Origin of the sequence: Roseobacter sp. OBYS 0001, assembly GCF_019654895.1 — a bacterium.
GTDB classification, from domain to species: Bacteria; Pseudomonadota; Alphaproteobacteria; order Rhodobacterales; family Rhodobacteraceae; genus Roseobacter; species Roseobacter litoralis.
In genome coordinates this window covers 417,125-435,596 of record NZ_BPES01000001.1, presented here as the reverse complement: position 1 = coordinate 435,596, position 18,472 = coordinate 417,125, and the positions used below count along the sequence as shown (strand labels likewise).

Annotated in this window: 22 protein-coding genes and 1 tRNA gene; 22 read left to right on the top strand and 1 reads right to left on the bottom strand. The window is 59.8% G+C overall.

The annotated features are described in order from the left end of the window. The first annotated feature begins 60 nt into the window (after positions 1-60). The 21 genes from K5Q35_RS02095 to K5Q35_RS02000 all read left to right on the top strand — a co-directional run bounded on the left by K5Q35_RS02095 (position 61) and on the right by K5Q35_RS02000 (position 15,619). The gene (locus K5Q35_RS02095; RefSeq protein ID WP_220798246.1) at positions 61-1,197 is read left to right on the top strand and encodes a phage protease; all 1,137 of its coding nucleotides are present in this window, start codon (positions 61-63) and stop codon (positions 1,195-1,197) included. Next, positions 1,198-1,635: a hypothetical protein gene (locus K5Q35_RS02090; protein WP_220798245.1), complete on the top strand. Its 438-nt coding sequence runs from the start codon at positions 1,198-1,200 to the stop codon at positions 1,633-1,635. Between the two features lie 12 nt (positions 1,636-1,647). Then, complete coding sequence (locus tag K5Q35_RS02085; protein WP_220798244.1) at positions 1,648-2,538, top strand: Mu-like prophage major head subunit gpT family protein; 891 nt, start codon at positions 1,648-1,650, stop codon at positions 2,536-2,538. Positions 2,539-2,547: 9 nt separating this feature from the next. Continuing rightward, positions 2,548-2,622, top strand: a tRNA-Met gene (locus K5Q35_RS02080). A 115-nt stretch (positions 2,623-2,737) separates the two neighbouring features. Then, positions 2,738-3,295: a hypothetical protein gene (locus K5Q35_RS02075; protein ID WP_220798243.1), complete on the top strand. Its 558-nt coding sequence runs from the start codon at positions 2,738-2,740 to the stop codon at positions 3,293-3,295. A 57-nt stretch (positions 3,296-3,352) separates the two neighbouring features. Further along, the gene (locus tag K5Q35_RS02070) at positions 3,353-3,781 is read left to right on the top strand and encodes a gp436 family protein (protein ID WP_220798242.1); all 429 of its coding nucleotides are present in this window, start codon (positions 3,353-3,355) and stop codon (positions 3,779-3,781) included. Then, the gene (locus K5Q35_RS02065; RefSeq protein ID WP_220798241.1) at positions 3,781-4,209 is read left to right on the top strand and encodes a hypothetical protein; all 429 of its coding nucleotides are present in this window, start codon (positions 3,781-3,783) and stop codon (positions 4,207-4,209) included. The genes K5Q35_RS02070 and K5Q35_RS02065 overlap by 1 nt, the downstream gene beginning before the upstream one ends. Further along, positions 4,209-4,331, top strand: a complete 123-nt coding sequence (locus K5Q35_RS22565) for a hypothetical protein (protein WP_259650432.1) — start codon at positions 4,209-4,211, stop codon at positions 4,329-4,331. The genes K5Q35_RS02065 and K5Q35_RS22565 overlap by 1 nt, the downstream gene beginning before the upstream one ends. A gap of 3 nt (positions 4,332-4,334) precedes the next feature. Continuing rightward, a complete protein-coding gene (locus K5Q35_RS02060) occupies positions 4,335-5,264 on the top strand; it encodes a phage tail tube protein (protein ID WP_220798240.1) in 930 nt (309 codons plus the stop codon). A gap of 35 nt (positions 5,265-5,299) precedes the next feature. Then, positions 5,300-5,632, top strand: coding sequence for a phage tail assembly chaperone (locus tag K5Q35_RS02055; protein WP_220798239.1), 333 nt, complete (start codon positions 5,300-5,302; stop codon positions 5,630-5,632). Positions 5,633-5,667: 35 nt separating this feature from the next. Further along, positions 5,668-5,994 (top strand): DUF1799 domain-containing protein, encoded by a 327-nt coding sequence (locus K5Q35_RS02050; RefSeq protein ID WP_220798238.1) that lies wholly within the window; start codon positions 5,668-5,670, stop codon positions 5,992-5,994. Next, a complete protein-coding gene (locus tag K5Q35_RS02045; protein WP_220798237.1) occupies positions 5,991-8,027 on the top strand; it encodes a phage tail length tape measure family protein in 2,037 nt (678 codons plus the stop codon). The genes K5Q35_RS02050 and K5Q35_RS02045 overlap by 4 nt, the downstream gene beginning before the upstream one ends. Further along, positions 8,027-8,689 (top strand): hypothetical protein, encoded by a 663-nt coding sequence (locus K5Q35_RS02040; protein WP_220798236.1) that lies wholly within the window; start codon positions 8,027-8,029, stop codon positions 8,687-8,689. Before K5Q35_RS02045 ends, K5Q35_RS02040 begins: the two co-directional genes overlap by 1 nt. 3 nt (positions 8,690-8,692) lie before the next feature. After that, positions 8,693-9,310, top strand: a complete 618-nt coding sequence (locus tag K5Q35_RS02035) for a hypothetical protein (RefSeq protein WP_220798235.1) — start codon at positions 8,693-8,695, stop codon at positions 9,308-9,310. Then, positions 9,307-9,729 carry a DUF6950 family protein gene (locus tag K5Q35_RS02030; RefSeq protein WP_220798234.1) on the top strand — a complete coding sequence of 141 codons (423 nt, stop codon included), beginning with the start codon at positions 9,307-9,309 and terminating at the stop codon, positions 9,727-9,729. Before K5Q35_RS02035 ends, K5Q35_RS02030 begins: the two co-directional genes overlap by 4 nt. Before the next feature lies 1 nt (position 9,730). Next, entirely contained in the window at positions 9,731-12,187 is a 2,457-nt protein-coding gene (locus K5Q35_RS02025; protein ID WP_220798233.1) for a phage tail protein, read from the top strand. Next, positions 12,184-12,564 carry a hypothetical protein gene (locus K5Q35_RS02020; RefSeq protein ID WP_220798232.1) on the top strand — a complete coding sequence of 127 codons (381 nt, stop codon included), beginning with the start codon at positions 12,184-12,186 and terminating at the stop codon, positions 12,562-12,564. Before K5Q35_RS02025 ends, K5Q35_RS02020 begins: the two co-directional genes overlap by 4 nt. A gap of 131 nt (positions 12,565-12,695) precedes the next feature. Further along, the gene (locus K5Q35_RS02015) at positions 12,696-12,992 is read left to right on the top strand and encodes a hypothetical protein (protein WP_220798231.1); all 297 of its coding nucleotides are present in this window, start codon (positions 12,696-12,698) and stop codon (positions 12,990-12,992) included. Further along, positions 12,979-13,356 carry a hypothetical protein gene (locus K5Q35_RS02010; protein WP_220798230.1) on the top strand — a complete coding sequence of 126 codons (378 nt, stop codon included), beginning with the start codon at positions 12,979-12,981 and terminating at the stop codon, positions 13,354-13,356. Before K5Q35_RS02015 ends, K5Q35_RS02010 begins: the two co-directional genes overlap by 14 nt. Continuing rightward, positions 13,356-13,604, top strand: a complete 249-nt coding sequence (locus K5Q35_RS02005; RefSeq protein ID WP_220798229.1) for a hypothetical protein — start codon at positions 13,356-13,358, stop codon at positions 13,602-13,604. Before K5Q35_RS02010 ends, K5Q35_RS02005 begins: the two co-directional genes overlap by 1 nt. Positions 13,605-13,606: 2 nt before the next feature. Then, positions 13,607-15,619 carry a right-handed parallel beta-helix repeat-containing protein gene (locus tag K5Q35_RS02000; RefSeq protein WP_220798228.1) on the top strand — a complete coding sequence of 671 codons (2,013 nt, stop codon included), beginning with the start codon at positions 13,607-13,609 and terminating at the stop codon, positions 15,617-15,619. A 332-nt stretch (positions 15,620-15,951) separates the two neighbouring features. On the opposite strand, the gene K5Q35_RS01995 is transcribed toward K5Q35_RS02000, so the two are convergent. Continuing rightward, positions 15,952-16,176 carry a hypothetical protein gene (locus K5Q35_RS01995; protein WP_220798227.1) on the bottom strand — a complete coding sequence of 75 codons (225 nt, stop codon included), beginning with the start codon at positions 16,174-16,176 and terminating at the stop codon, positions 15,952-15,954. A 529-nt stretch (positions 16,177-16,705) separates the two neighbouring features. Between K5Q35_RS01995 and K5Q35_RS01990 the strand changes: the two genes are divergently transcribed. Beyond that, positions 16,706-18,346 (top strand): DUF262 domain-containing protein, encoded by a 1,641-nt coding sequence (locus K5Q35_RS01990; protein WP_220798226.1) that lies wholly within the window; start codon positions 16,706-16,708, stop codon positions 18,344-18,346. Positions 18,347-18,472 lie beyond the last annotated feature (126 nt).

Genomic DNA, 18,472 nt, shown 5'->3' with positions numbered 1-18,472 from the left:
GCCCCCCTGCCCGGCCTAGTCTGAGGCAAGGGATACGCGCCCTCCGCAACAGGCTTGTGGATGTATCGCAAAACCCTGATCCGGCACAAAGGCTGCATGAGCCCAGCCGAACGCCTTACAGCCCTTATGAGCGCACAGACCCTGCCTGAAATGGCGGGTGATGCCGCACCTGAATGGATCCACCTGCTGCCCGCAGGTGTTGCTGGCGTGATCGACACATCAGATGCACGGGGACCTTATCATGTAAGTGACACCGCCAAGATCATCGCGGCCAGTTTTGAGGCCGACACCCGCCTTCCCATCGACGAAAACCACGCCACCGATATCGCGGCCCCTCTGGGTCAGCCCGCGCCAGCGCGCGGCTGGATCACGGAAATGCAGGCGCGTGAAGACGGGATCTGGGGGCGTGTTGAATGGACAGCGCAGGGTTCACGTCTTGTGCGCTCGCGTGCCTATCGCGGGATCAGCCCCGTGATCCTGCACGACAAGAGCGGCCCCAAAGAGGTGCGCGCCATCCTGCGCGCCAGCCTTGTGAACAAACCTAACCTGCGGGGCATGGCCTCGCTTCACCAACAACAGGATAAGGAAATGACCCTTATGGACAAGTTACGCGAACTTCTGGGTGTCGCCGCCACGGCCTCTGATGACGAGGTCGTTGCTGCGATGAGAGCCAAGATCGACAGCACTGCTGAGGTTCCGGCGCTGCAATCCGCTATTGGCGAGATTGGCATAGCCCTTGGGCTTGCAGCTGATGCCGCCCCCGCCGACATCGTGACCGCCGCACAGGCCGCGACCAAAAGTGATGACACGGTGGTCGCAGCGCTTCAGGCCAGCAACGCCGCACTTCAATCCAGCGTGACCGAGTTGAGCGCGACAGTCACCGCTCTGCAGTCCGGCCAGTCCGAGGCTGCCTCCGAGACGTTCTTTCAGAATGCCCTGGCCGAGCGCCGTGCGGGCGTGAATGAGGCGTCGAAAGACAAATGGATTTCGCTGCACCAGGCGGATCCGGAAAACGCCGTCGCCCTTGTGGCAACGCTGCCCAAGCTGGGTGCGACAAACACCACCATCGAGCCACCCGCCCCGAAAGACGGCGAGGTGTCTCTGAATGCCGATCAGCGCGCAGTTGCCGCTCAGCTCGGCCAGTCCGAAGAGGACTTCGCCAAAGCCCTTCAATCTGAAACCAAGGAGGCATCCTAAATGGTTGCTCTGACCAAAGGGCGCACGACGCCCCGTCTCGACGGTGATCTGCGCGAAGGCGCGGTCGCCGCAAATGCCACGCTGTTTACCGGCGCGATCCTGATGCGCAATTCGTCCGGCTATATCTTCGATGGGCGCGTGGGCACGGGAGCCGTTGGCGTCGGCGTCTGCCTCGCGGATGTCGATAATACCGGAGGGTCTGCCGGGGACGTGACCGTTGTCTTCCGGCAGGGCACCTATTCCTTCGCGAACTCTGCCGGTGCGGATGAGATCACCGCCGTGCATATCGGCTCTGTCGCTTACGCGGTCGATGACCAGACGGTCGCGCGCACCAACGGATCGAACACCCGTTCACCTGCGGGCGTGATCGAGGGTGTGGACGCACGTGGCGTCTGGGTCCGCTTTGACGAAGCCCTCACACAAGCCGCCTCGGCGTAAGGAGACCCCACAATGCTAGTTACCACCTCAACCCTCACGGCTCTGCGCACCGGCTTCAGCGGGATGTATCAATCCGGCCTCTCGCAGGTCGAAAGCCAGTATGCCGCCATCGCGACCAACGTGCCTTCAACCACCTCGGAGAACACCTACGGCTGGCTCGGCAGCATGCCCAACATGCGCGAATGGATCGGCCCTCGTCAGTTGCAGGCGTTGATGGAGCATGAGTATTCCATCAAGAACAGGGATTTCGAACTGTCGGTTCGGGTGCAGCGCAATCACATCCGCGACGACAATCTCGGTATCTACAGCCCGCTCTTCACGGAGATGGGCCGCGCGACCGGCGCGCACCCCGACCAGATGTGCTTTGGCGCGCTGGCAGAGGGTTTTGATAGCCGCTGCTATGATGGTCAGTACTTCTTTGACACCGACCACCCGGTGATCGGCCCGGACGGTGACGTCGTTACTGTCTCCAACACCGGCGGTGGTTCCGGCCCCGCCTGGTTCCTCATGGATGACAGCCGCGCACTGAAACCGATCATCTATCAGGATCGCGAAAAACCGCAGTTCGTGGCGATGGATAATCCGACGGATCAGAACGTCTTCATGAACAAGGAGTTCGTCTACGGCGTCGATGGCCGCAACAACACAGGCTATGGCTTCTGGCAGATGGCCTATGGCTCCAAGCAGCCGCTGACGGCGGAAAACTACGAGGCCGCGCGCGTCGCCATCGGCACCATGATGGGCGATCACGGGCGCAAGCTCGGCCTGCGCGGCAAGCTGCTCGTGGTCCCGCAGGAACTCGAAGGTGCCGCCATCGAGCTGCTGAATTCAGATCGCCAGGCCAACGGTGCCACCAACAAGTGGAAAGGCACCGCGCGCATGATGCTGGCCGACTGGCTCTGAGCACAGTTCTGCGGGGTAGAGCAGAGGTAGCTCGCCAGCCTCATAAGCTGGAGGTCGCAGGTTCGATCCCTGCCCCCGCAACCAGATACCAGGGGAAGCCATCGCGCCCCGCCTGAACACAAGGTCGCGTCCCGATGCGGCTCCGATGGTCAAGCAGGTGGGAAGCCTGCACCTGAATTCTCAAATCGGAGGGCCTCACATGGCACCGCGCAAGAAACCAACCAGCTCAAAGGCCGCAGACAAATCGTCAGAGGCCTCTACTGCGTCGAGCGAAGATCAGCCCGAAGCTGACACCGTGACGCAAACCGGGACAGGCCCTGAACCTGTCCCGGCACCTGACCCCGCCCCTGAAAAGGACGCGGTTCAGGACGCAGGGGCGGACAGTTCGGCACCCTCCTCCCCTGCGTCTGACGAAGATGCCGCACCACAGGATATGAAGGTTCTGGATCACATCTTGCAGGAGCTGGCGGAACTGAAGGGGCGCGTGTCGCTGCTTGAGCGTTCCCGCGCCATGTCCGGACAGGCCGTCATCCTCGAGGGGCTGGGCGAAACCCGCGACCCGATGCCCGACCCGCTCGATGAAAAGGGCGCGGCGGACATGATCATCACGGTCACGGGTCCCGAAAAGGGCTTTTACCGCGCAGGCCACCGCTTCGGGTTGGAGCCTGTGACGATCCCCGCCGACACGCTGAGCGTGCGCCAGATCATGGCGCTTGAAGACGAGCCGTCGCTCAGCGTGTCGGTCGCCCTGAAGTAATCAGCCCGACGGGCGGTCCGCTGCCCGTCTCCACCGCCTTGAAAGGATGCCGATCCCGTGCCCTACACAACCCTCGCAGATCTGACTGACCGGTTTGGTGAAAACCTGCTGATCCAGCTCACGGATCGCGGGGATGTGGCCACGGACAGTATCGATGCGGACGTGATCGACCGCGCGCTGGCCGACACCGACGCGCTGATCGACGGGTATGTGGCCAAGCGCTACGCCCTGCCGATGGCGGCGACGCCCGCGCTGATCCGCACGCTGGCCATCGATATCGCGATCTACAAGCTGCACGTCTATGACGCCAACCCCAAGATCGAGGCGGACTACAAGGCCGCGATGCGCGCACTTGAGGCCATCTCTGCAGGGTCGGTGACCTTGCCCGTTGACGGCGTCGAGGCACCGGGTTCCGGCAGCTCCGGCGCGCGTCTGACCGACCGTGAGCGCCCGCTGACCGAAGCCAGCATGAAAGGCTTCATCTGATGATCGAGGATGTCATCGCCAGATTGCAGGCCGAGATCGCCGAGCTTGACCACCGCGTCGAGGGCGCAGGTGCCTTTGCGGAAATGATGCGCGCCAAGCGTCTGCCGCAGCACACGCCCGCAGCACACGTCCTGCCGCTGGGAATTGCCGGGCGCGCCGCCGACAGCAGTGCGGGTGCCTTCACCCAGATGCTCGAGGAGACCGTGGGCATCATTCTGACCATCCGCGATCAGGGAGCCATGGCCCGCCGCGTGCTGGGCGATCTGCGCGGGTTCATCTTTCGCATCATCGAGGCCATCGCCGGGTGGGGCCCCACAGACAGTGTGGGTGTCTTTCGTTTTGCGCGCGGCACGCTCGTCAGCTCATCCGCTGGCACCTTTGTTTACCAGATGGATTTCACCATCGCAGACCAGCTGAGGATATTCTGATGGCGCAAGAGCTTCCACAAACGGGCGGCAGCTATACCCGTGACAAGGGCGGCAAGCTGATCAAATCGATCCCTTCGAAACCCGCTTCGAACACCCCTTCAAAGCCTGCGAAAGGAGCCTGATCAATGGAACCGCTTTTCTGGCGCGACAAGATCATTGCAGCCGCAATCGAGACCACCTACGGCACCGACGAAGATCCCGGCGGCGCGGATGCGATCTATGCAAAGGAGGTCAGCCTGACCCCGATGGAGGGCAATGATCTCGACCGGGAATTGGAACTGCCCCATTTCGGCTCGCAGGGTACGATCCCGGTGGAGCTGCACTCAAAGCTGAGCTTAAAGGTCGAGCTTGCCCCCTCCGGCACGGCCGGGCTTGCCCCGCAATGGGGGCCTTTGCTGCGCGCCTGTGGTGTTGCCGAGACGATCAGCGCGGGCACCTCGGTGACCTACAACCCGATCACGAACGGGGCCGAAAGCCTGACGATCCACTTCTTTATCGGCGCGACCCGCCATGTGCTGAAAGGCACGCGGGGCAATGCCCGCTTTGAGCTGACCGCCCAGGGCATCCCGCACATCATGTTCGAGTTCACCGGCCTCTTTGCGCTGCCCTCCGAGGAAACCCGCCCGACGCCCGTCTTCACCGGCTGGCAGAAACCCCAGCACGTCACCGAGACCTTCACCGCCTTCACGCTGAATGCGGTCACAACCGTGATGCGCAGCTTTACCATGGAAATGGGCAACGCGGTCGAAACGCGGTTTCTGGTCGGTCCCGAAAGCATCCTGATCACGGATAAATCCGAGCAGATCGAATGCACCATTCAGGCGGTGCCGCTGACCAGGCTCGATCCCTACACGCTGGCGCTGAATGCCACGGATGTGGCGCTGAACCTGCGCCACGGTGTGGGCGCGGGTAAGATCGCCACCATCGCCGTGCCACTGGCGCAGATGCAGCGCCCGCAAGGCCTGCAGCAACCCCAGAACATCACCGAATGGCCGCTGCGCCTCGTGCCCCGGACGAACGCGGGCAACGACCAGTGGACGCTGACCCTTACCTGAAACCCGAACCTGAAGCCCTGAAAGGAACACCGCCGATGTTCAAGATTGAGAAAAACCCCAAGTTCTGGGCCGACGTCAAAGTGCTGGTGCCCATCGATGACGGGCACCGCGAGGACACGTTCCGCGCCCGCTTCAAGGTGCAGCCGGCTGAAATGGTCGAGCAGTACGATATCCTCCACTCGGGCGGCGATCTGACAGAGTTCCTGCGCGCCACGGTGGTCGATCTGGATCAGATCGCGGATGAGGATGATGCCACCATCGCCTTCAGCCCTGATCTGCTGGAGACAATAATCAGCAATTACGGCGCGCGGCTTGCGATGTGGAACACCTACATCAGCGCGGTGACCAAAGCCCGCCTGGGAAACTGAAATGGGCCGGGCGCGCCTTTGTGAAGGGCACGCTGATGCAGCGGCCCCAGGATGCGCCCCCGGCGGACGATGCCGCGAGCGACGCGGCCTTCTGGGGGATCCCGCAGCCCCAAGCCACAAAAGAGGACGATACCGCCGTCTGGGAGGAAAACGTGCCCGCCCTGCTCGCCTATCTCGAGGTCAGCACACAGTGGCGCATCGTGTCTTTGGCGGAGGGCGGTCTGCACGCGGTGGGATTGGATTACCAGGGCGTCAAGGTCGGGCTGGAGCTGGCCGGAACTGAGATTACGCCAGCGCTCTGGTCTGATCTTCAAATGGTCGAGATCGGCGCACGCGCCGCGATGAACGGAGAGAAAGAGTGACCCTGAAGCTGTCCATGCTCGTTGATATGAACGCCAAACAGGCGCTCAACGAGAATGAGCGGCTGAAGGCGAGTTTTCGCGGTGTAGGTTCCGCAGCTCAGTCTTTTGGCGATGCGGGCAAAATCAGCGCAGATCAGCTCAATGTGTTTAGTGGTAAGGTGTCACTTGCCAAAGCCAAGATGACCGAACTGAAGGTCGCACAGATCGGGGCCACACTCGAAGCCAAAAAGTTCACGTCCGCCAACCGAATGGCTGCGGGCAGCCTTGGCAATCTAACCGCCCAGTTTAACGATATCGGAGTGATGCTTGCAGCTGGCCAGAACCCGCTGCAACTGGCGCTTCAGCAGGGTACGCAGATCACGCAGGTCATAGGCCCTATGGGAGCTGGCGGGGCGGTCAAGGCGCTTGGCAGCGCCTTTATGGGGATGATCAACCCGGTGAGCCTTGCCACCATCGGCATCATCGCTGGCGGTGCGGCCCTCTTTCAGTATGCGCAAAGTGCCTTGAGTGCCGAAGATAACTCCCAGAAGTTTGCAGATGCTCTGGCGGAAATTGAGGAACGAACGGTCACAGCAACGGACAACCTGGCACTGCTAAAAAGCGGCATGAGTTCGATTGCGGAACTGCAAGTTCAAAACGAGATATCCCGGCTTGAGGCAGAGCGGCAGGCGTTGGCGAATAAACTGCCGCAACAGGGTCGAGGCGCGGAAGGGTCGGAGAAACTTTTGTCGCTGGCGCAGCAGGAAATCGACGTCCTCGATAAAAAGATTGCCGCGATGAGAGAGGTAGAAGGTCAGCTTGCAAAAGAAGAGGCTCTTCAAGGTCGCATCACCGCAGCCTACAAAGTGTATGCGCGAACCCGTTTGCAGTCAGACCAGCAGCAACGTGAAAGCCTGCAAGCCCAGTATCGCCTCTACGCTGAAACGCGTGTTGAGGCATCGGCGCTGAGCCAGCAGCTGCTCGAGGCCTATGACGCCGGGCGCGATCTTGCCTCTGTGGACATGCCCAAAGGTGTGGAGGCCGCGGCGGCGGCAGCCGCCGCCCTTGCTGAGCGTTTGGGTGTCAGTCTCGATGTGGCGCGCGGTATGGTTGCTCTGGGCAGCAGCCTTTCGGCTCCACTGGGTTCTGATCAGGCGCGCTCGAACGTGCAGAGCGAGTTCTTTGGCCAGAGCGGGCTGCGCGAGGCGGATATCATCTCGCGCAGCCCGCTCACTGGCAAAAACAACAAGTCCAATAGTGGCGGCGGTGCGGACACTGACAAGATCGCACAGTACACCCAAAGCCTGCGCGACGAGCTGGCCATCCTGCGCGAGATGGACCCGATCCAGAAAGAGTTGATCCGCAACCGAGAAACACTTGCCGGGGCCACGCAGGCACAGCGCAACCAGATCACTGGCCTGCTGGGCCAGCACGCAGCAGAGACCAGCGCGCTCAAGCGCAAGCAATTCGCCTGGGACACGGTCGGATCAGCGGCCACCGGCGTTCTTGATGCGATCACCAACAAGAGCAAGAGCGTCTCAGACACATTGCGCAATCTCGCAGCATCGGTGCTCGATGTGGTCATTCAGGGCCAGCTGCTCGGCACCGGACCTTTCGGTAACGGTGGGGGCGGTTTGATCGGCGCGGCGTTCCCCATGCTGATCCCCGGACGTGCCGAGGGTGGTCCGATTTTTGGGCCCGGCGGCCCGAAGGACGATAAAGTTCTGTTTATGGGGTCCAATGGCGAGCATGTGATGAATGCACGCGCGGCCAGTCGTTACCGACCAATCCTCGAATTGATGAATGCCGGTGTACCGATCCCCGGACTGGCGAATGGCGGCATGGTCGGCACTCGGCGCGGCAGTACACCCACCAGTGCCAACGGCAATTCAGCGCCCTTGCAGGTCAACATGGATGTCTCGGGCGCGCGTGGTGACCGGGAGATCGAGGAAGCCGGGTATCGCGGCATGCAGCGCGCGCTGGCGGAATACGACCGCGAGACACTGCCCCAGCGTGTCGGCCAGATCAATGAAGACCCGAGGATGCGCGGATAATGCCAGTTACCTTTCCCATGCCTTACGCGGAGTTTCTGGGCGCGCTGCCCGTCAAATCGGTCGAGTTTGATCTTCCGGAGGCGGTAGAGATGAGCCGGACCGCAGGCGGCGATCTGCTGGTGGCGGCGATTGGCGCGCGCCTCTGGCAGGGCGAGGTCATGCTCGGCAAGCTCAATCCATGGGAGGCGCAGGACGCACAGGCGCTGATCGATCTCATGCGCGGTGCCGGGTCGTCCTTTCTGGCCACACATACCCGCTACCCCTATCCCAGACAGGACCCGACAGGCTCAGTTCTCGGGGCCAGCACCGTGCAGATCGCAGCGCTTGATGGCACCGACGCGCGCATGATCAGTCTCAAGGGGTTGCCCGTGGGCTATGCGCTCAGCCGGGGCGACATGCTCAGCTTTACCTATGGCGCCACCCCTCTGCGGTACGCTCTGCACCGGGTGCAGGACGCACAGATCACAGCGGATAGCTCCGGTGTCACACCGGCTTTTGAGGTGCTGCCGCATATCGCGCCCGGTGCGCAGGTCGACGCGGCGGTGACACTCGTGCGCCCCCATTGCAAGGCCATCATCGTGCCCGAGAGCACCCAGACAGGCCGACAGAGCCGGTTCATGCGCGACGGCATGAGCTTTCGTTTCCTGCAGACCTTGAGGTGAGCGATGCTTGATCTTCCCCCCGCCCTTCTGGCCCATCTGCAATCGCGCGGTGCCCGTCATGCCCAGTTGCTGGTCTGGGTCACAGTGCGCGAGCGTGCGACAGGTGATCTTACCTCGGTCGGGTTCTGGACAGGCGCAGATCATCGCGACTTCATGATCAATGGCGTGAGCCGACCCTATTATGGGGCCGGGTCGCTGATCCAGATTGCCCCGATTGTGGGCGAGACAGGTGTGACGGTGCGCACCACGCGGCTGACGTTCTCACCCGCCTCGGCCGAGTTCCAGGCGGCGGTGGCGCTTTATGACACCAACGATGCGCGCTGCGACATTCACATCGCCAACTTTGATCCGCAGACGGGAGCGCTGATCGCGGACCCGGTACGGCGCTACAAGGGCTACATCAAGGGTCTGGATTTCACCCGACCTGCCCTTGGAGGCGAGGCCAAATGCGAAATGTCGGTGCAAAGTGCCGCGCGCGTGCTGACCCGCACCCTTCCCCTGAAGAAATCCGACACGGCCCTGCGCGCACGCCATGCCACGGACGCCTTTCGCAAATACGCAGATATCAGCGGCTCCATAGAGACCGCATGGGGCGAGCTGCGCAAAGGGAGCCGGTCATGAGTGCGGGTTACTACCCTACGCGCCTGCCCGACTGGCGCACCAACCTGCTGGCCTACCTGCACGAGGCGGCGCGCAGGCCCTTTGAAGAGGGCGTGCATGATTGCGCGCTGTTTCTGGCAGGCGGTGTCCGCGCCATGACGAGCTATGACTACGCATTCGAGTATCGCGGCAAATACACCACGACCAAGGGCGGTCTGAAACTGCTGCGCGCCGCAGGCTATGCGGATCACGTCGATCTGGCGCGCAGCGCCCTGCGTTCAAAGCCCGTTGCAATGGCCTGTGAAGGGGATGGTGCGGTTATTCCGGAGGACGGCCTCGCCGCCCTTGGCATCGTTCAGGGCAGCAGCATCTACGTGTTGCGCAGTGCGGGTCTGGGGCTGGTGCCTCTGACCGCCGCGACCTACGTGTTGGAGGTCTGAGATGGGCAAGGTCGGTGTCGCAGTCGCAGCAATCGGGCTCACGGTCGCGACGGGAGGGTTCGGTGGCGCAGCTTTTGCGGGTTTAAGCTCATTCGCAGCGGCCTATCCGATTGCCACCCAGCTGCTGACCACCGTTGCCCTCTCGGCCCTGCGCGCGGCACTGATGCGCACACCCAAGGCAGGAGGGCGCAGCCGTTCGCCGGGTATCCGTACCTCCCAGACCCAGACCGGGGGAACCAATCCGGCGTCCTTCATCATGGGTGTCTATGCCACCGAAGGCACGCTGGCAGCACCTATGATGAGCTCGGGGACCGGCACAAATGTGCCCAATGCATATCTGACCTATGTCATCGAGCTGGGCGATATTCCCGGTCAGACGCTGCAAGGCATCATCGTGGATGGTGAGCGCGTCACCCTTGGCATCAACGAATGGCCGGGTCGCGGGTTTGGCTTCAAGGGCCGGTTCCAGGACCATGGCTGGGTCAAGTTCTACGACGGCACCCAAACGGCTGCTGCAGTGAACCTGATGAACTGGTACGCCGATCATCCCGACCGGCCCTGGACTGCCGACATGATCGGGCGCGGCATTCCTTATGCGATCTGCACGTTTCGCTATAACCGCGAGATCTATTCCAGCTTTCCGAACGTGCGTTTCATCTGCGGGGGCATCCCGCTTTATGATCCGCGCAAGGACAGCTCGGTCGGCGGGCTTGGCGCGCACCGCTGGGCGGATCGCAGCACCTGGGAGCTGTCAGAAAACCCTGCCGTGCAGATCTACAACATCAAGCGCGGCATCGATTTCGGCGGTGGCTATATCTGGGGCGGTGGCTGTGACGCCGCCGATCTGCCACTGGCCAACTGGTGGGCTGCGATGAACAAGGCGGATGTGGCGATCACGCTGGCCGATGGCGGCACCGAGCCGCAATACCGGACCTCCTTCGAGGTCTTTGCCGATGACGAGCCTGCGGAGATCATCGACGATCTGCTGAACGCCTGTTCGGGCGAAGTTGCGGAAAATGGCGGGGTCTGGAAGATCCGGCTCGGTGGGCCCGGCCTGCCGGTCTATTTCTTTACTGACGATGATATCCTCGTGAGTGAGAGCGAGGAATACAGCCCCTTTCGCGCCCAGCAGGAACCCTACAACGGCGTCGCGGTCACCTATCCCGATCCGGACGCGCTCTGGGAGCCGCGCGATGCGCCTGCGCGCTACAACGCCGACTATGCGCTGGCCGATCCCGCGCAGCGCCGTGTGGCCGATCTGACCCTGAGCGCGGCCCCCTATCCAAATCAGGTGCAGCGGATCATGCGCGCCTATGTCGAGGAAGAGCGCCGCGTGGTGCGCCATGTCCTCACACTGCCCACCGATGCGCTGATGCTCGAAGCGCTTGACGTGGTGTCCTGGACTTCGGAACGCCACGGCTATGCGGGCAAGGCCTTCGAGGTGGATGCCCATATCGATCCGATGGTGTCCGGCACCCAGCGTGTCACGCTGAAAGAGCGTGATCCGGATGATGCAGCCTGGTCCAGCTCCTTTGAGATTGAAACCACGCTTGGGTCCAGTTCTGTGACCCCGCTTGCGCCACAGGAGGTCACGGGTTTTGCGGTCGCGGCGGCCTCCATCGAGGATGAGAATGGTGACCCCGCGCGCCCCGCGATCCTGCTGACATGGGACGGCGAGCAGGAAGACGTGCGCGGTCTTGAATATGAGGTCAGTGCAGCAGACGGCACCTCCATCGTCAGGGGATCGACGCTGAACGTGGCGGCTGGGTCCTTCACGGTTGCCGAAGGCATTCTGCCCGCCAAGGACTATGTGGTGCGCGCCCGGTTCGTGGTCTTCAGGCCTGCCGCCTGGACGGCCCTGCTGCCGGTGACGACACTTGATCTGCGGATCCGGCCTGATGATCTTGATGCGCCTGCATTTTCCGTCTCGGGCCTGTCGGTCTTTGGCGGAGCGCTGCGATCCTCGGACTTTGTCGCAGGCACCACCGGCTGGCAGATCACAAAGGCGGGCAATGCCGAATTCAACAAGCTGATCGCGCGCAACTCGCTGCAGGTCGGGGCGATATCGGATATCTACGAGCTGCTCGCGCCCGACAGCATCGGGGTCGGCGACGGTGATCTCGCCTATGAGCTGTTGCTTGGGGCACAGACCGAGCCATTGGTCCAGCATATGTACCTCAAATGCGACGTGCGCCGATCCTCATCGAGCGTCACCACCACGGCGTCGTTTCGGATACGGTATCTGGTGACCGGAGTATGGGGCGATTGGTCAGTACCTTTGGTCAGGGAAGACGAAAGTTCACAGGCATGGAGCGTCCTGCAGCGGGTCGGGCATATTCAGGGACCTTATGAGGCCGCGCAGCTGCAATTGCGTGTCGGCCTGAGCAACAACAGCTCAAACCCAGCCCAGCACAATATCCGCGAGGTTGTCATGCGGGTTCAGGGGGTGGTCAGATGATCGTCTGGTACATCGCCACGGGCACGGTCATTACCGTGGCCGGTCGCGCCGCCACGCTGCCTGCGGGCGCGGTTGCGGCACCTGCGGGCCTGTCTGCGTCTGACCTGCTGGCGCGGATGATTGAGACTGACGGCACGCTGGTTCTGCGCCCCCTGTCGCCTGTCGTCACCTCGGCAGGCACCGTCCACACAATCGCGAACTGCCCGGCGGGCACCGTCATCGAGGTCGCGGATGTTGCCGGAGATGAAATCATGGCCGAGATCACCAGCACAGGTCAGACCGAGGTCATCTCGCTGCCCGATCCGGGCGAATATCAGATCCGCGTCGCGGCCCCCCTGCCCGCGCTGCCGACCGAGCGGAGGATCATCCAATCCTGACCCTGAACCGCAGCCAGTCCAGTCTCGACCACCAGATCGCCAAGGAGCGCGCCGAGGCCATTGCATCTGTCAATGCGGCAGCCAAGATCATCCGTCGCCGGTTTGTCACCGATCTGCCCGGTCAGGAGATGATGTATCTGCGCAAGGAAGCGCAGGCGCGCGCCTTTCTGGCTGAGCCGGTTACACCGACGGACCTCACATCCTATCCCTTAATTGCAGCAGAAATCGGCATCACGGCCCAGAGCGCCACGCAGGTCGCACAGGTCTATATCAATCTCGCCTTTCAGTGGGAGAGCGTGGGCGCGGCCCTCGAGACCGTCCGGCTGGGCGCGATCAACTCCATCGAGACGGCCACGAACGCCTCCCAGATCACCCAGACACTCACGTCATTTTTCACAGCAATGGAGGCTTTCAATGCGCCTGCTTGATCCTGAGACTTTCAAAGACCAGCCCTATGTCGCGGGGCTGAACCAGGGCGGTCACATGATCGCCGGGGCGGCGATCTTTGCCGGGGCCTTCGCGCTGCTGGGGGGAGACTGGGGCCTCGTCCTTGCGCTGGTGATCCCGCTGGTGCTGGAGGCATGGCAATACTTAGCGCGCGATGCGGCTGGTTGGGATTGCGTGCTTGATTACTTCTTTTGGCAAATCGGAGCCACGGCGTGGGTGCTGGCCGTCATGATGGACGATGTGTCGGGGTTTGCCATTCTTTTGCCGGTCTGGAGCGTGCTCATCATGGGCGCTGTCATGGCGGTGTTCACCATCTTTAAAGCCCGTTCGAAAGGGGATTTATAATGCCGACGAAGAGCACACACATCACAGGTCCGACGCTGATCGCATCCGGTGAGCAAAACGTCACCATCAACTTCAAACGCGGTGTGGGCGAGTTTTACGTGCTCGAGACCAACACGGCCCCCGATGCGGGTGATCACGGGGCGTATCTCGGCATTCAACCAGAAAGCATGGCACTTGATGCCGATCAGTTCCTCTTTGTGGATGGCACCGGCACGCTTGTTGTCATCGCGCGCAACCCCGCGATCTGATCATGCGGTTGCTGACAGGTCATAAGCTTGCATCCGCTGGTTTGCTGCTCAAGGGTCATGGCCTGCTTGGCGGGATCGCGGCACGCATCACGGGACTGACGCGCAACGCCACATACGGGCCGACGGCCCAAAGCGGCGCAAGCCTCGGCTTTGCCGTCGCTGGTCTGCCGGACGGCGTGACGGTCACCGGCCAGTCCTGGCGCACGTCATCGGCAGGCGAACTGGCGACGACAGCAACCTACGCACCTGATGCCAGCACAAATGATCTTGAGAACCTCTTTGTCGTTCTGACCTTGTCGGATGGAGAGACCATCCAGACACCCGCCAGCATCATCAGATACCCTGCCCCCGTGGCAGGCACGCTTGCGCCGGTGCAGGAGGTGCAAGGCACCGGCACCTCATCGGTCAATCTGGCCGCCGGGTTTACCGGCGCTGATCTGACCTACTCCGCCAGCCCGTCTTGGATCACGATCAGCGGCAGCACCGCCACCATCGATGACGCGTTGCGATCCGAAATGGTGACGATCACCGCGACGAACTCCGGTGGATCGGCGACGGTCGATCTGGCCGTGAGTATTGCGTTGCGCGCACCCGTTGAAGTTCAGGTCTCTCCCTCCGGAAACGACACGACCGGCGACGGCACGGTGCTGGCCCCCTTTGCCACGCCGCAGGCCGCACAGGCGGTCATGATCCCCGGCGATACGCTGATCCTGCGCCCCGGTGTCTATGATCCATTTGAAGTACTTTTGAATGGCGGAGCCGCGAGCCGGATCACCGTCGCAACCCTGCCCAGCGAGGTGAGCCAAGCGATCATCCGGGGAGATCTGCAGCAGCATTTGGCCTATGGCGGCCCTGGTGTTGCCCAGGACAATGCGACCCGCGATGGCATTCGCATCGATGGCAGGAACTATGTGACCATCAGAGGTCTGACCATTGAATATGTGTGGCGCAACGGCGTGTTCATCAAAGGCGCTGGCGAGAACACGGTCACCGGCAATCACATCATCGAGGACTGTCTGGTGCGCCACACAGGCCTCAGTGGCATCATGGCCTGCGGCGAGCGGCCAGAGCTGGCGGTCGCGGCGAATGATGCGTTCCGCACGCGCCACATAACGATCCGAAACAACGAGGTCACCCAGACCAATGTCGTGACCGATTACAATGACACGGTCACGAACTCCTTCGGTGAACCCGGCGGCGTCGGCGAGGCGATCACCATCGCCAACAGCCTGCGCTATGCCTACGTTTACAACAATTACATCCACAACAGCCGCCAGTACGGCATCGACTTCAAGAACCACGTGGTCGACGGGGAAATCACCGGCAACCGGATCGAGGACGTCGTCCGGTATGGCATCTATCTGGACGCGGGCGAAACGGATGTGCGCCGCATTCTGGTGGATGGCAACATCATTCAGCGGTGCCGTGCAGGCATCGTGATCGCGCGCGAGGAAGACGGCAACGACAGTGGTGACAACCTGATTGTCGAGGACATTGATCTGGTCAACAACAGGCTGGCCAACCTGTCTCGTGTCGGCATCCATTATCAGCGCCACGGCACAAAGGATCAGCAGGACATCGGGTACTTTCGCCGCGTCCAGGCGCGGTTCAACACGCTCTATAACACCAACACCGATGGCAGCTATCGCGACATCAGCATCGATGGGATCGCAACCTTCGGTGTCAACCGGGCGGGCCAGCAGATCGTGTCGGGCATCGAGCTGATCGGCAACCTCGCCTGGAACCCGGACGGGCAGATGCGCATGGCCACGGATGTGGCGGGCGATCCCCGCTTCACGGTTGCGCAAAACCACAATGTCCGGAACGGTGCGTTCGTCGGCGATGACCCGCTCTTTGTTAATGCGGCCAATGGTAACTTCAACCTGCGCCCCGGATCCCCGGCACGCGCCAAGGTCACGACGGCTGCGTATATAGCCGGACTGTATGCCAAGGATAGCAATGGCACCGCGCATGTATTGCCAACCTCGGCGGGCGCGTACTATGCCGCTGCCTAGGACGTCGCGTCCGGCACCGTCCTTGCGGTCAATGATGCCGGGCGAATCCAACGACCTTCCGGTGATCGTCAGTGATGGCGTTTGATCCGATTCTACATTCTTCGCTGCAGAGCATCCCCGTTGATGCAGTGGCATCAGAGAGCGTACAGTTCGGAGCGGACATGCTTGCCATGATCGTCTGGGCGCAGATTCTTCAACCCGCAAGCCGGGAACGCGAATTGCCATCCCAGCATTTTGATACATCGGAAAATGGCAGAAACAGGCCAGTTTCATCAGAAAAGCCAACCAAAAATGAATTAGGCGTTGTCTGCCTTATGGGAAACGGGGAAATTTCAAGAAGCAGTTTCCTTCCGTAGAGCCGCCTTTGCTCCTTCGTGGTTTGGGCCTGATAGGAATTCTTCCACGGTATATGTCTTATGACCCGATTTTGAGCTAAGTCCGTTGACTGTTACATGATCCCAATGGTGGGTGACAATTTGCTTATCTTCGTCGAAATTCCACCAATCCTCATACTGACCTAGATGACCTTTCTCGGTTTTATGTATTTGCTTACTCATCTATCTATACCTTTCTTCGGGCTATTCTGAAAATGGCAAGACCCGTTCAACCTGCGAAAGTCTGCTGTCTTTCAGCTGCGGTCGCAAGATGGGTCGAGATCAGTTAGTTGTAACGATGGACAGGCGTACTACAATGCTGCTTAAGGGCAATCACGGAGCTTTGCAAAGTTCGGTTTCTGTGCTCAGCTGTCATCGGGCATCAAGCAGCATCGGTCGATCTGGATTCCAAGCCGACACCCGACTGTTTTAGTCGGTTGACTGTTGCCAGCCCTAAGCGGACATCGCGATAAGGCACCTCGGGCGGATTGCGGCCATTCGCTGCGGTAGCCAACTCACAATGCAATCTTGCAAAAGCAGACTTCCATTACGCGCCATTCATGCGCCTTTTGCATAGATAGAACTGATCCAACTGCCATCCGTGTTCAGAGTTATTGAGCCTTAGCGTGGTGCATAGAGATACGAGCTTCAACTGTCGAACTCATACATGTAGGCTGCCAACATTGAAGGCGGGATAAGAAGGGCAATTTTGATGAACGACCAAAAGATGTTTAGCGCAAAAGAGGAAACCATCCATCAGATTTTCAATGAAAAACGATATGTAGTCCCATACTATCAGCGACCTTATTCTTGGCTTCGCGACAATGCCGAGAGTTTGTGGGATGATCTTTTTTCCGCATGGCGAGAAGAAGGAGAAGAGGGCTCGGGATACTTCTTGGGAAGCGTTGTATTAGTGCATGATAAGGCCCTAGGTCGCGACGAAATTGTTGACGGCCAACAGAGATTCGTGACGCTTCAACTACTACTCTGTGCGCTTGCCCATAGCATTGACGATCCTGACAGAGCCAGAAAACTCACCCGCTATTTCATTTCGGAAGAAGATGAGTTTGCAGGGACGAAAGCAGAAATGGTTGTTCTTCCAGGTACGCGCGTCCAGCCGCTCTTCGAAGCAATTCTCACAAAAAAGGAGGGTAACCATTTTGAAGAAAATCTTGGGGTAAGGTTCAATGAAAACTTCAAATTTTTCAAAAGTAAATGTGCAGAGTTAAGCCAAATTGAACTTGCAGATTTTGGTAAGTTTATTCTTCAAAAGTCTTTCATCGCTGTCTTGCGAGCAGACAACAAGTTGCGCGCATTGCGAATTTTTGCCATCTTGAACGATCGCGGCATCGACCTCCATCCTGTTGACATTCTGAAAGCTAGTATTCTTGAGAAGACAAATTTAGCGGATAGTCAGAAGGCAAAATTTGCTGAGAAGTGGGAAGAATATGAAGGGAAACTTGAAAGAAAGCGCTTTCAAGATTTAATCGGCCATATGAGAATGACCTATATTCGTGCCAGAACTCAAAATCCTCTGCACGACGATGTATTGAACCGCCTAAAAACTGCCGCTGCCGCTGAAGCGTTCCTAAAGACTGAACTGCCAAGCTTTGTCTCATCGTTTGAATACCTTCAGTCAACTGACAACGTAACTGTCCGAAATCTGGTGGAGATCGGTCGTCGCGCCGGTTTCAAGGATTGGGAGGCACCTGCTCTGTTCCTCACCCGACAGAAGGACAAGTTAAAGAATTACGAACAAATTTTGATGGAACTTGCAGCGATAGTTGTCTTCTTGGCAATCACAAAGGCTCCCGATGGTCAAAGAGCTGGCAGGTTCGGTAAAATGATTAGTGACTTCGAAGCCCTAATTGCTGGAAAGAAACAACTGTCGGAACTTGATAGTCTGCGACTAAGCCCTTCCGAGTGGAATAGTTTTGAAAATGCTCTAATAACAGATGCTTATTCAATTCGCGGTTTGAGAGCTTGTCTATTGTGGCTTGAGTGGATCTCTGGCGACGACAATAGGTCAGTTGAAAATTCGGAGGTAACAATTGAACACGTCTTGCCTCGAAAACCCGGTGATGAGGGATTTTGGGATTCTCGTTTCCCTGATGGTGCTTGGGCGGAGAATTCGAACCGTCTCGGGAACCTTCTGCTGGTCTCGGGTAGAACAAATACTCAGATGGCTCGCAAACCTTTTACCGAAAAGATACAGTACATCAAAAAGAAGGGTGGCAGTTCTTGGATATGGACCCAAGATGCATTGGCAAGGAATGACTGGGACTTGGACGTGATAAATGACCGAGAAGAAGAGATGATGACTAAGCTCAAGTCACGCTTCAATTTTCTTTAGCATCACTGGTGCTCAGGTCGGTTCATTCCCGCGAAGCTGCTTGATCCGGTTCAAAATACACTAATATCTGCCATGCGGGCCTCACCGCAGCATCATGATGGGGTGGTGAAGGTCAGCAATGGGCCG